The sequence below is a fragment of the Streptomyces sp. NPDC093221 genome, assembly GCF_044753885.1.
Lineage (GTDB): Bacteria > Actinomycetota > Actinomycetes > Streptomycetales > Streptomycetaceae > Actinacidiphila.
The window spans coordinates 126395-137547 of record NZ_JBIVOA010000010.1 but is presented as its reverse complement, the minus strand read 5'-3'; the positions used below and the strand labels follow the sequence as shown (position 1 = coordinate 137547).

The window sequence follows — 11153 nt, the reverse complement described above, 5'->3', positions numbered from 1 at the left end:
GCTTCGGCTGTGCCTGCTTCGGCTGTGCCTGCTTCGGCTGCGCCTGCTTCGGCTGCGCCTGCTTCGGCTGCGCCTGCTTCGGCTGTGCCTGCTTCGGCGGGGCCTGCTTCTGCGGGGCCGCCCGGACACCGTGTCCGCGCGGCCCCGCCGGCGTTCGCGGGCGAGGTGCGCCAGGCGAATATGCCAGGTCAAGGAGTGGTTGACGCGCATAGACAAGGTCGGGCAGTCTCATGAGTCCGTGAACCCCCCATGGGAGGCGTGATGTTGAGACGGTACGTCCGTGCATTACTCGCTATTGTCATGTTTGCGTCAGCTATCCTCGTCGGAACCGCCGTGACGGCGGGCAGCGCCCATGCGGCCGGCTGCTACTCCTGGGGCCGCACCCTCAGCCAGGGCGCGAGCGGTGAGGACGTCCGCCAGCTCCAGATCCGGATCGCCGGATACCCCGGCTACGGCGCGGTGCTGGCGACCGACGGCCAGTTCGGGCCGGCGACCAAGTCCGCCGTCGTGCGTTTCCAGCAGGCGTACGGCCTCACGGCGGACGGCATCGCCGGGCCGCAGACCTTCGCGAAGATCGGCGCGCTCCAGGACACCGACTGCACCCCGATCCACTTCACCTTCGGCGAGATGAACCGCTGCAACACCACCTGGGCGGGCGGCGCGGTCAGTGCGGCCACCGCCCGTGACAACGCTCTGCGGCTCATGTGGAAGCTGGAGGCGCTGCGCCACGCGCTGGGCGACCAGCCGCTCAACACGAGCAGCGGCTTCCGCTCAGCCTCGTGCAACAGCGCCGTCGGCGGGGCCTCGAACAGCAACCACATGTACGGCCGGGCCGTCGACCTGATCGGCTCGCCGAGCTACTGCCGCATCGTGCAGGAGGCCCGCTACCACGGCTTCAACGAGATCCTCGGCCCCGGCTACCCGGGCCACAGCACCCACGCCCACCTCGGCGACCAGAGCTCCCGCTACTGGAGCGCCTCTTCCTGCGGAATCTGACCCCCGCGCCCCGTGGCCGACGCACCCCCTCCACCTCGGCCACGGGGTTCCGCACCGCCCGGATCCGGCGGCGGCGTTCCGGGCCGAGCAGGAGCGCGAACTCTCCGAGGACGACCACGGGTTCGGGACCATGACGAGGAGGGGCCGTTCATGCGCCCCTTGACCGACGCGGAGGTCCGCGCCTGGTGCCCCGGCGGCCGTCCCACCGAGGCCGAGTGGACCGCCGCGGTGTCGGACCGCGGCGACCTCTACCCCGACCGCGCGGCGGGCAACTGCACCGTTCTCTACGACGCCGACGGCCGGCCGGTCTCGATCGGCTACTGGGGCGTCACGGCGGACTGACCGCGGCGGGGTGCGGCGGGGCGGGGGCCGGGCCTGGGCAGCTCGGGCAGGACGGCTTCATCCGGGCAGGACTGCCTATCCGGGCCTTCGGACGGAGAACTCGTTGCCGTCGGGGTCGAGGAGCAGGACGTGGGCTCCGCCGTCGGTCTCCGCGGCCTCGGGGCGCGTGGCACCCAGGGCGAGGAGGCGGTCGACCTCGGCGGAGCGGTCGGCGCCGGCGGGGAGGGCCAGTTCGAAGAAGAGCCGGTTGGTGCCGGTCTTGGGGGCGACGGGCGGGCCGCCCCAGGTGATCTTCGTACCGCCCTCGGGGGACTGGATCGCGGTCTCCTCGTCCTGGTCCCAGACCAGGGGCCACCGCAGGGCCTCGCTCCAGAAGTATCCGACCTCGCGGGTGCCGTCGCAGGCCAGGGCGCCGATGACGCCGGTGTCGGCGAGGAATGTGTTGCCGGGCTCGATGACGCAGAATTCGTTGCCGTCAGGATCGGCGAGCACGACGTGCCCCTCTTCGGGGAGTTGGCCGATGTCGATGTGCTGTCCGCCCAGTTCCAGCGCCCTGGCCACCGTCTGCCGCTGGTCCTCGGCGGAGGCGCTCGTCAGGTCGAAGTGCGCTTGATTCTGGCGGGACTTGGGCTCCTGGCTCGGCAGGAAGCGGATACGGAAGCCGCCGGTCGCCCCGTCCGCGGCGGGCGGCACGATCGCGACACCGCCCTGCGCGTCCTCGTCCTCACCGGGGGGCACCTCCCAGCCCAGCACCCCGGACCAGAACCTCGCCAGCCCCGTCGGCCGCGTCGCGTTGAAGCAGATCGCGAACAGTTCACTGCTCATACCCCGTACCTCTCCGATCCCTCGACGTCCGAGCCGCACCCTAGACACGCCCGTCCGGCCCCCGCACCCGAGTTTCCGCCCCGGGCGGCGACGCCGGGCCCCGGCCCGAAGGACCCCCACCGGCCCACCGGCCCACCGGCCCACCTGCGCCTCAGGAACTCAGGTGCTCGTGCAGCATCTTCCACGCCCCGTCCCGCTTCACGATCACGTTCGTGCCCCGCCCCTCCCCTGACCGGGGCTGACCGTCCACCACCCCCGTCCAGCAGAAGCGGTACCGGCACACGGCGTGGTCGGCGCCCAGCACGACCCACTCAAGATCCCTGATCGCGTACACCTCGTCCCGGATCGCCTCAAAGGTCCGCTCGACCGCCCTCGCGATCTCCTCCAGACCCCGGTACGAACCGTCGGAGAACCAGTAGACGGCGTCCGGGACGATCAACGGCACCACGCGTGCGATGTCGTGGCTGTTGTTGGCCTGCTCATACCGCGCCATGAACGCCGTGAGTTCGGCTGCGGGATCCGACACGCGCCGGGCTCAGGCGCTCGGGTGGGCGGTGGCAGCGGTGTCGGCGGCGGTGTGCGCGTCGGCCTCGGCGTCGGCGTCGGCGAGGAGGATCGCGGCGACGGCGTCCGGGGCCTCGTGCATGGCGTCGTGGCCGGTCGGGAGGTCGTGCACCCGCCAGGCGGGGTCGGCCTGGAGGCGGGCGCGGAGGCCGGCGAAGGGTGTCCGGTTCTCCCAGCCCGAGCAGTAGACGAACTCGCGGCGGGGGACGCGGGCGACCGCGCCGGTCAGCCGGACCGTCTGGAGGAAGGCGGCGAGGGGATGGGGGCGGCGGCGGGGATCGCCGCCGTCCGGCGGCCGGACGGAGTAGCCGGTGGCCGCGGCGCCGGCGGCGAACACCTCCCGGAAGTGGTCGTTCGTCGACGACCAGCACGAATCACCGTCGCGCGGTACGTAGGCGTCGAGGTGCACCAGCCGGGAGATCCGGCCCTCCGCGCGGTCGGCCGCGGCGGCGACCACCATCCCGGCGTAGCTGTGGCCGACCAGCGTCGCGCCGGTGACGCTGTGGCGGTCCAGGCACCGCAGCACGTCGTCGGCGTGCGTGTCGAGACCGGCGGTCGCGACCGTCGCGCTGTCGTCGTCCGGCCGCAGACCGGTCAGGGTCAGGGCGTGCACGGTGTGCCCGGCGCGCTCCAGCAGCGGGACCACCGCCTCGAACGACCAGGAGCCCTTCCACGCGCCGGGTACGAGGACGAACGTCGCCATGTGCTTCTCCTTCTCCGGGTGACACGCGGCCCGGTCGGGCGCTCGGCGCGCCGCGGGACCGCTCCGTACAGAGCCAGTCTCACGGGGGCAGGCGGTGGCGTGGTACCGCTAAGATGCCAAGTCATGCCCGTTCGCCGCCAACCTCGCCCGGCCGCCGGTGTGACGTCCCATGTGTGGCCGTCCGGCGGGCGCCACCTCTGGCCGTCCGGCGAGGCGAGCGAGGTGCGGTCGCACCCACGCGGGCACCTGGTGTACGCGGCCAGCGGCGTCCTGGCGGTCCACACCGAGCGCGGCACCTCGATCGTGCCCGCCGACCGGGTCGCCTGGACCCCGGCGGGGTTCACGCACCACCACCGCGCCCACGGTGTCACCGACATGCGGATCGTCTTCCTCACGCCGTCCCTCGCCCGGCTCCTGCCCGGCCACCCCGCCGTGTTCCTCGCCTCCGGCCTCGCCCGCGAGGTCCTGCTCGCCCTGACCGGACCCCGCGCGCACGACGCCGACGTGCCCGCGCACAGCCCCGCCGCGCGCTCCCGCCTCCTGCGCGTCCTCGTCGACGACCTCCAGGAAGCGCACGAACAGCCCCTGCACCTGCCGCAGCCCGCGGACGACCGACTGCGAGCCGTCGCCCGGATCCTCTACGAGAACCCGGCGGACAACTCCACGCTGGCCGAACTCGGCAGGACGATCGGCGCCAGCCCCCGCACCCTCAGCCGGCTCTTCCACGACGAACTCGCCATGACCTTCTACGAGTGGCGCACCCAACTGCGCATCCACCACGCCCTCGTGCTCCTCGCCGACGGCCACGACACCCTCCGCACCGCCGCCGCCTGCGGATGGGCCAACCCCAGCGGCTTCATCGCCGCCTTCACCGCCGTCCTCGGCACCACCCCCGGCCGCTACCGGACCAACCGCCCCGCCCCCAGGCCGCCTTCGGCGTCGTGAAGCGGAGACTCGTCATCGAGACCAAGGTCGTCGCCACGGCTCGATTCCGGTCCTGGCTCGTCACTCAGGCCCGGGGTCGCGCCCACGGCGGCATCGCCGTGGCCCCCGCTGTCGCGCCTGCGGCTGTCAGGGCTTGATGACGACGGAGCGCACGATCTTGTCGGCGAAGGTCTGCCGCTTTTCGTCCCAGAGCGGCCACAGATAGCCGAGCCCGCAGCAGACGGCGTCGAGGATGTGCAGGAACCAGCGGCCGAAGGCCCTCCCGACGCCGAGGACTTGCCCGTCGGCCTCGCGTAGGAGGTGGATGCCGACCGCCTTCTTTCCGGGGGTCTGCCCGGTGGTGCCCGCCACGTAGCTCAGGCCGATGGCAATCAGGAGGACGAGAAGTGCGCCCCACTGGGCGGCTGCCGGCGTGCTGCCCAGCGCGTACCAGACGATGCGTTCGGGCACGTACACGATGATGCCGTCGATCAGTGCCGCCGCTACCCGTCGGCCCCACGACGCCAGTGGCGGCATCCCGCCCACCGGCACCTGCCCGTACACAGCCTGATCCGTAGGCCCCCCACGGGGATATTCCGGCAACTCATTTCCCGAGCCCGGTTGTTGCGGCGCAAGCACCCCGTCCACGCCCGTTCCGCCGCTACTTCCACCGCCAGGCTGAGACGCCCCTCTGTCATCCACGGCGTGGAGTAAAGCAGATTATGCCCACGAGCGATCGCCCCCTCCGCATGGAAGGACTCCCTCCGGATATGTCCGTGGTCTCCATCGTCCGCCCACCCGCCAGAAGACCCCTTTATGCACCCTTGACCTGAGCATGTACATCACATGTAAGATCTGCGAACTTGTGGGAATTCTGTGGCTCCGGGTGGGGACTTTGGGGCTGGGGCGGGGGAGAGCTCTGTGGTGAGCAGACATGCGCGCAGGTCGTTGATTGCTGCCGTGGCGGCGGTAATGGTGACGGGCGGCCTCGCGCCCTTGGGTGCGGGCGGGCAGGCGTTCGCCGCTCCTCCTTCGCAGACAGCGGAGAAGTCCCCGCAGGGAAAGGCCGCTTCGGCCCTCACCGAGGACGCCGCGACCGACGCGGGCACCCGCTTCCCGGTGTTCAGATGAGTAATTGGACTCCGGTGGTGTACCGAGGGGACGGGGCATGGATTGGGATCATGCCTGACGGCCGTATTGGGGTCGGGGTGGAATCGGAAGGGCGAGCTGCGCTTGTGAGCTCCGGTTTCGTTCCCATGTGGCCCTACCTGGAGCGTGATCTGCCCGAATCCCTGGCTGAATATGCCCGCTCGTGGGAGCAGCTCAGTCGGGGCGGCGTATCGACTCCCGAGAGGCTAATTGAGCTGACGGTCGAGTCGGCGTGGAGGTCTGGCCGTTCGTATTGGATGCAACTGGCTGCTCCGTGGGTCATTGAAATGTCTCGCCGAGAGGATTTCGATCAAGACGTCGTTCGAGGGATTCTCCGTGAGATGGAAAACTCTGAGGTGTTGTCCGTGCGGGTTCGGGATCAAGCGCGGTGCGCAATTGAATAGAATTTCCCTGTGAACGGCTCATCGGATTTCACTCTCACGGGAATTCTGTAGCGTGGACCTGCTGCTCGGCGGGGTTGCGGGGGGCGTGGCCGAGGAGGCCGGTGCCGGCGAGTTGGCCGCTCGACATGGCGTGAGTCGCTATGAGGTTACCGATAGGTGGGGACAGCGGTGATTGGAGCAGCCCATTGGATTCTCCGTCAACGGGCCTGAAGTACGTTTAGCCCTTGCTGACACTTCGTGTCGTCACGTCTGACGTGAGCTCTGCCATCCGTCGATGTGCCCGTTGCTCGACGACCCCCTCGCGTCGGGCAACGGGCACGTTCGGGATACGGATCAGCGCCCCCGCGTGCCGCCGACCGGTACCCATTCCCCCTGGTGTTCCCCCGGGTGTTCCCGTGGTGCGCCGGCGACGTCCTCCCCGGTCGTCGGCGCGTCCGCCGTGGCCCCCGCCACGATCCGGACTGCCTCCGCGGTCGCCATGAGTCCCCCGTACACCTCATGCCAACCGGTCGTGCCCCCAACGCCCTTGCCCCCCTCGGGCTCGGGCGGGTCGTTCATCGTGCGGTCACTCTCGTTCAGGTATGCCAGCATCCTTTCGTGCGGTGAATCCCCTCGATTCGGTTTCGACACGTGCATCCTCCCTGTCTCCCCCTGTTCTTCGTGTCGGGATTAGATCCCGACTCGGGACCACGGTGAAAGTGATCCGTGGTCCCGAGAAGCAGACCTATTCCGCGCGCCATTCCTCCTCCGGGCCGATGCCTAAGGCCAGTCGGGTGGCCTTCTTCAGGTCCTTGCTGACGGTCGCGGGCGAGACGCCCAGGTGGGCGGCGATCTCGACCCCGCTCAGGCCCCATACATGGGTCAATTCCCATATGGTGTACGGGCGTTCGTGGCCGATCGCGGCTCGTACGGCGGCGAGGAGTTCGATGAACTCCAGTGAGGCCGTGAGATGGTCCGCGGCGGGGCGGCCGGGAACGCCGGGCCACGGGACGCCTTCGGGGAGTTCCCCGGTCGGGTCCTCGTAGCGCGTACCGAGCCGGTTGTAGTGCGACTTGAGCTTGTTGCGGGCGACCACCGTCGCGAAGACGATCACCGGCTTCTCGAAGACGGTGCCCTTGCGGTACTCCAGGATGACGGCGATGCACGCCTCCTGCGTGATGTCCTCGGCGAGGACCGCGTCCCGGGTCAGTCGCCTGACCGCCCTGAGCAGGCGGGGATGTACCTCCTTCAGTTCTGCCTCGATGAGCCCTTCCAGCTCCTCCGACAGCCGTTTCGGCGGCGGTACGGCGCTCGTCGTCATGGCCCCCGAGCCTTGTCCCATGTCCTCCGCTCCATTCGATCTGCGGGTCGCCCCGCGTTGCCGGACATGGAGTAGGACGCGCGAGGCGCCGGATTCTTTCCACTGCCCCCGAAGGGGCTGGGCTTCAAGAATCCGGCGCCTCACACGCCCCTAGAGGCATGGACACACGACATGCGACCGACTCCGCCGACCCGGCCGAAGTCCTCGCCGACTTCGCACCAGGCGCAGCTGTCACGCATCACCTGTCACGCATCACCGGGACCGCGACGGGTCCCGAATCCGGTCAGGCGGTGACCAGGGTCAGCCCGTAGCGGCTCAGGATCGGGTTGACCGGCTGGAACCAGGTCTGGCCGCCGCTGGTGCAGTTGCCCCAGCCGCCGGAGGTGACGCCCTGGGCCTGGTCGCCGGTGATGAACGAGCCGCCGGAGTCGCCCGGTTCGGCGCAGACGTTGGTGCCGGTCAGGCTGTAGACCGCGCCCTGGGCGTAGTTGACGGTGTCGCCCTGGGACAGGACGGTGCCGCAGTGCCAGTGGGTGGTGGAGCCGGAGCGGCAGATGGAGGAGCCGACCGGGGCGACGTTGGAGCCGCGGACCAGGACGTCGCTGACGGTGCCCCAGCCGAGGACGACCGGGACGGTCCACCAGCCGTTGCCGATGGAGATGTAGGAGTAGTCGTTGCCGGGGAAGGTGGAGCCGACGAAGGTGCCCATCGCCGAGCCGTCCCAGCCGGCCACGGAGCTGCCCGGCGTGCCGCAGTGCCCGGCGCTGACGAAGCCGCCGACCACCGAGAAGCCTATGGAGCAGCGGGTGTTGCCGTTGATGTAGTACGGGTCACCGCCGACGGTCCCGGCCGAGAAGGTGCGGGGCGCGGGGGAGTTGTCGGCCTTGACGGTCAGCAGCCCGGCGGCGCGGGCGGGCGCGAGGAAGGCCGCCACGTCCGCGCGGTTCTCCGCCCCCGCCTGTACGTCGGCGACGACGCGGTTGGTCGTGACGTCGACGCGCCAGCTCCGCACCGCGGCGGGCGCACCGGCCGACGACTTGGCCGCGGTGTCGAGCCCGGCCTTGGCCGAGTCCAGCGCGGCCGCGGTGTGCGCGACCTTCACGGTCGACGCGCCGGTCGCGCGTACGGCCTCGGTCGCGGCGCTGTCGGTCACCCCCACCACCAGCTTGCCGGAGGCGGCGTCGAACCACTCGCCGCCGAACGCCTTTCCGGCCGCGCGCCGGGCGGTGGGCGCCAGCGTGGTCGCCGTCGCCTCGGCCTTCAGCCGCGCGGTCGCCTGCGTCTGGGTCAGCCCCAGGTCCCGCTGCATGGCGCTCACCAGCCCCGGCGACAACGGCTCGGAGGCCGACGCCGAGGTCACCGGCGCCAGCCCCAACGCCCCTACTCCCAAAGCCACTACGGCGGACAGACACCAGCCCGTACGAGTCATACGTCGCATCGACGCGCTCCTTTGCACCTTCTCGCGAGCGAGAAATCGTGGGGGGACAACACACTCGAACAGCGCCCGGCAGTCCAGCGCGCCTCCACCGCACGAGAGCGCTCTCACCACCGGCCGTCCCCCACCATCAAACGATGTCGAGCACATGTCAACACCGCCTCGTGCGTAACACCCGTTTCGTCCACGGATATCCGGAGGTAAAACGTCCGCCATGGCGAGATATCCGAGTCGCAAAGAAGCCGGACCCGCGCGCCGCCGGACCCGGACCCGCCACGGGCCTCGGACGTGCCGCCGGACCCGACCCGCCGCCGGACCCGCGCGCCGCCGGACCCGGACCCGGACATGCCGCCGGGGGCGGCCGGCGGCCATGAACGGCCGCCGCCCGCCCCCGGCTTGTGGGGGGAGGAGAAAAGAACGGTGAGAAGGAAGGAGCGGCAGCGGGTGCTACCAGCCCACCGCGATCTCCATCCACTGCGGGTTCTGGAGCGAGGCGTACGCGGCCTGCCCGGCCACGTCGTCGTACGGGAACCCGTAGGCGAGGTGGTTGATCGCGTGGTCGTGCCAGAACTTGGCGTACCAGTTGGCCGGGTCGCCGCCCGTGTAGAACTTGGTCGGGTCCTCCCACTGGCTGGACGGGAGGTTGGCGGTGTGCCGGTTGAGCGCGGCGCACATGCCGGGGTTGCCCGCCAGCGAGCCCGCGCAGCCGAAGATGTTGGATGTGGGCTCGTTGACACCGACCGAATTGGCGTACGCCGTGAAGTAGTTGGCGTTCGCGCCGCCCGCGCGGAAGCTCGGGTCGCTGCCCGGCGCGATGATCCGGTACGGGGCCTGGGTCTGGGCCAGCACCTTGAACTGCTGCGGTACGGCGGCCTGGAACTGCGCGAAGGTCGCCTCCCGGCTCTGGTTGAACAGGTCCTGGCTGTCACCGAGCTGGACGTCCTGGCCGTCGTGCGTGTGCAGCCGGATGGCCAGCGGCAGGCCCCAGGCGTCGACCCGGGTGGTGTTCCCGTTGAAGACCTTGGCGCCGATGGTGAACTCGATGAAGTCGTAGTACTGGCTGTTCGGCGAGCCGAGGTAGAAGTACATCCGGCCCGAGGAGTTCGCCGGCATGTCGAAGTACGGCTGCTCGGCGATCGAGTGGACCGTGCCGTTGAAGCTCCAGTACACCTGGCTGTCCGGGTACTGGCCGTTGGTCCGGTTGAGGATCTTCAGTTCCATCACATTGTGCGCGGCCGGAATGTCGTCCGTCGTGCCCCAGAAGCTGTCACTGGGCGGTGTGGTGGGGGGAGTCGTGGTGCCGCCGCCGGTGGTGTTGACGGTCAGCTCCCACAGCGAGTAGCCGTACGCGGTGGCGCGGGCGGTGCCGTTGACCCGCAGGTAGCGGCCGGTGCCGGTGACGTTGAGCGCCTGGACGCCGCCGGTCCCGGTGGTGGTGGAGTAGATGTTCGTCCAACCGCCGGTACCGCTGTCGGACACCTGGATCTGGAAGCCGGTGGCGTACGCCGCCTCCCAGTTGAGGCCGACCTTGCAGATGGTCTGCGAGGAGCCGAGGTCGACCTGGAGCCACTGCGGGTCGCCGAAGGCGCTGGACCAGCGGGTGCCGGTGTTGCCGTCGACCGCCGCCGAGGCGGGGGTGGTCGCGTTCTCGGTGGAGGACGCGGTGGCCGGGTGGTTCAGCGCGGCGTTGGCCGTGCCGCAGGCGGCGGGCGGCGTCGTACCGCCGTTGCCGTACACCTGGAACTCCCACAGGGAGTAGCCGTACTGGGTGGCGCGGACCGTGCCGTACACCCGGACATAGCGCCCGGAACCGTTTACGGTCAGCGTCTGGTTGCCGCCCGTTCCGGTCGTGGTGGAGTAGATGTCGGTCCAGGTCGTGCCGTTGGCCGACGTCTGGATCTTGAAGGATTTCGCGTACGCCGCCTCCCAGTTGAGGGCGACGGAGGTGATCGTCTGCGAGGAGCCGAGGTCGACCTGGAGCCACTGCGGATCGGCGGCGGCGCTCGACCAGCGGGTGCCGGTGTTGCCGTCCACGGCGGCCGACGCGGGCGTGCCCGCGTTCTCCGTCGAGGACGCGGTGGCCGGCTTGCCCTGGGAGAGCAGGGTGTCCGCCGCGCGGGCCGGGGACTGGGTCCAGACGAGCGCCAGGCTCGCCAGCAGAGCCGCGAGGACGGTGAAGATCAGAACCGGCCTGCGCCCGCCGCGCCATGGCCGTTGGCGCACCGACAGGGTAGTGCTGCCTGACATGTGTTCTCCTCAACCGGGTGGGGGTCCGTGATGGAGGCCGGAGGGAGCCGGAGTGCATTGAGAGCGCTCTCCCGGCGAGGTGATGTTTACAAGCGCCGAACAGCCGCGTCAATGAGTTGTTCAATAATGGTCAGTTGGCCCCGTGCCCGATTTCGAGAACCGAACGCGAGCGGACGCCGAACCCGCAGCTCACACCCCGCGCGCCGTCACTCGCGCCTCGCACTCCCGCGCGGCGCGAAGGAGCGGCCCCGCACACGCCATCCA

Annotated in this window: 11 protein-coding genes and 1 pseudogene; 4 read left to right on the top strand and 8 right to left on the bottom strand. The window is 70.2% G+C overall.

Features of this window, described 5'->3' with window-relative positions:
• Positions 1 to 232 (bottom strand): annotated as a pseudogene (locus tag ACIQCJ_RS30480) (hypothetical protein); the annotation flags it as partial.
• A 29-nt stretch (positions 233 to 261) separates the two neighbouring features.
• Here ACIQCJ_RS30480 and ACIQCJ_RS30475 point away from each other — a divergent pair.
• Both ACIQCJ_RS30475 and ACIQCJ_RS30470 read left to right on the top strand, forming a co-directional pair.
• Positions 262 to 996: a D-Ala-D-Ala carboxypeptidase family metallohydrolase gene (locus ACIQCJ_RS30475; protein ID WP_355336958.1), complete on the top strand. Its 735-nt coding sequence runs from the start codon at positions 262 to 264 to the stop codon at positions 994 to 996.
• 150 nt (positions 997 to 1146) lie between these two features.
• Entirely contained in the window at positions 1147 to 1338 is a 192-nt protein-coding gene (locus ACIQCJ_RS30470) for a hypothetical protein (protein ID WP_401304819.1), read from the top strand.
• Positions 1339 to 1413: 75 nt separating this feature from the next.
• Here the strand turns inward: ACIQCJ_RS30470 and ACIQCJ_RS30465 are convergent, their stop codons facing one another.
• The 3 genes from ACIQCJ_RS30465 to ACIQCJ_RS30455 all read right to left on the bottom strand — a co-directional run bounded on the left by ACIQCJ_RS30465 (position 1414) and on the right by ACIQCJ_RS30455 (position 3430).
• Entirely contained in the window at positions 1414 to 2163 is a 750-nt protein-coding gene (locus tag ACIQCJ_RS30465) for a VOC family protein (RefSeq protein ID WP_402713138.1), read from the bottom strand.
• A 151-nt stretch (positions 2164 to 2314) separates the two neighbouring features.
• Positions 2315 to 2689 carry a YybH family protein gene (locus tag ACIQCJ_RS30460; RefSeq protein ID WP_402713137.1) on the bottom strand — a complete coding sequence of 125 codons (375 nt, stop codon included), beginning with the start codon at positions 2687 to 2689 and terminating at the stop codon, positions 2315 to 2317.
• A 9-nt stretch (positions 2690 to 2698) separates the two neighbouring features.
• Entirely contained in the window at positions 2699 to 3430 is a 732-nt protein-coding gene (locus ACIQCJ_RS30455) for an alpha/beta fold hydrolase (RefSeq protein ID WP_402713136.1), read from the bottom strand.
• 123 nt (positions 3431 to 3553) lie between these two features.
• Here ACIQCJ_RS30455 and ACIQCJ_RS30450 point away from each other — a divergent pair, with 123 nt between their 5' ends.
• Positions 3554 to 4375 carry an AraC family transcriptional regulator gene (locus ACIQCJ_RS30450; protein WP_402713135.1) on the top strand — a complete coding sequence of 274 codons (822 nt, stop codon included), beginning with the start codon at positions 3554 to 3556 and terminating at the stop codon, positions 4373 to 4375.
• 126 nt (positions 4376 to 4501) lie between these two features.
• Here the strand turns inward: ACIQCJ_RS30450 and ACIQCJ_RS30445 are convergent, their stop codons facing one another.
• Positions 4502 to 4891, bottom strand: a complete 390-nt coding sequence (locus ACIQCJ_RS30445; RefSeq protein ID WP_402713196.1) for an RDD family protein — start codon at positions 4889 to 4891, stop codon at positions 4502 to 4504.
• A gap of 387 nt (positions 4892 to 5278) precedes the next feature.
• Between ACIQCJ_RS30445 and ACIQCJ_RS30440 the strand changes: the two genes are divergently transcribed.
• Positions 5279 to 5485, top strand: a complete 207-nt coding sequence (locus ACIQCJ_RS30440; RefSeq protein ID WP_391046945.1) for a hypothetical protein — start codon at positions 5279 to 5281, stop codon at positions 5483 to 5485.
• A 1146-nt stretch (positions 5486 to 6631) separates the two neighbouring features.
• Here the strand turns inward: ACIQCJ_RS30440 and ACIQCJ_RS30435 are convergent.
• From ACIQCJ_RS30435 to ACIQCJ_RS30425, 3 genes are all read right to left on the bottom strand, one after another.
• Positions 6632 to 7228, bottom strand: coding sequence for a sigma-70 family RNA polymerase sigma factor (locus tag ACIQCJ_RS30435; RefSeq protein ID WP_355336971.1), 597 nt, complete (start codon positions 7226 to 7228; stop codon positions 6632 to 6634).
• 262 nt (positions 7229 to 7490) lie between these two features.
• Positions 7491 to 8645, bottom strand: coding sequence for an alpha-lytic protease prodomain-containing protein (locus ACIQCJ_RS30430; protein ID WP_391160533.1), 1155 nt, complete (start codon positions 8643 to 8645; stop codon positions 7491 to 7493).
• 444 nt (positions 8646 to 9089) lie between these two features.
• The gene (locus ACIQCJ_RS30425; RefSeq protein WP_402713134.1) at positions 9090 to 10889 is read right to left on the bottom strand and encodes a discoidin domain-containing protein; all 1800 of its coding nucleotides are present in this window, start codon (positions 10887 to 10889) and stop codon (positions 9090 to 9092) included.
• Positions 10890 to 11153: the final 264 nt, after the last annotated feature.